This is a genomic window from Bradyrhizobium sp. 23AC, from assembly GCF_054863025.1.
Genome location: NZ_JAVAYN010000285.1, coordinates 1 through 241, shown reverse-complemented (window position 1 = coordinate 241; position 241 = coordinate 1). Strand labels below are relative to the sequence as shown.

Genomic DNA, 241 nt, shown 5'->3' with positions numbered 1-241 from the left:
GAATCGTTCTTGTTCATTCCGGCCCGGTCATCCTTCCAGAATTGGACGACAAGCTAGGTGCTTACGCTCAGCGAAAGCTCGCCGGGCGCAAAGTGGAAGTTCGGCTGAATATGAAAGTAGAAGGGTTTTCTGGCCAGGCCCTTCGATTGAGTGACGGGACCACGATCGATACGAAGACGCTCGTTTGGACTGCCGGAACTTCTCCGAATCCGTTGCTCGAAACGATTCCCTCCGCAAAAGA

Annotated in this window: 1 protein-coding gene; it reads left to right on the top strand. The window is 53.5% G+C overall.

Annotated features, from left to right (window positions below; translation table 11 throughout):
• On the top strand, positions 1-241 hold a 241-nt coding region (locus tag RAD10_RS42460), incomplete at both ends, for an FAD-dependent oxidoreductase (RefSeq protein WP_461622087.1).